Below are 646 nucleotides of genomic sequence, written 5' to 3' on the forward strand. Positions count from 1 at the left end.
CTACCTATGGTCAAATGGATTAGGGACGAATGCCACAGCAACTATCACTATTCCAGGCACTTATACAGTAACGGTAAAGGGCACAAATGGCTGTACCGCCACAGCGACGACAAGTGTGACCCAAAGCACCACCCCACCAAGTGCAAGTATCACAGGCACGACCAACCTAAGTTGTACAACCACGAGTGTCACAAGGCAAGCCAGTGGCGGAGGGACTTATTTATGGTCAAATGGATTAGGGACGAATGCCACAGCAACTATCACAAGTCCAGGCACTTATACAGTAACGGTAACGGGCACAAATGGCTGTACAGCCACTGCAACGACAAGTGTCACGCAGAGCACAACGCCACCAAGTGCAAATATCACCGGCACGACCAACCTAAGTTGTACAACCACGAGTGTCACAAGGCAAGCCAGTGGCGGAGGAACCTACCTATGGTCAAATGGTTTAGGGACAAATGCCACAGCAACTATCACAAGTCCAGGCACTTATACATTAACGGTAACGGGCACAAATGGCTGTACCGCCACAGCGACGACAAGTGTGACCCAAAGCACCACCCCACCAAGTGCAAGTATCACAGGCACGACCAACCTAAGTTGTACAACCACAAGTGTCACAAGACAAGCCAGTGGCGGAGGG

The 646-nt window shown here is 50.9% G+C and carries 1 pseudogene; it reads left to right on the top strand.

Annotated elements, in window-relative coordinates:
* Positions 1–646, top strand: a pseudogene (locus ACYVFA_RS23225) (hypothetical protein); the annotation flags it as partial.

The sequence above is a fragment of the Emticicia fontis genome (assembly GCF_054779675.1).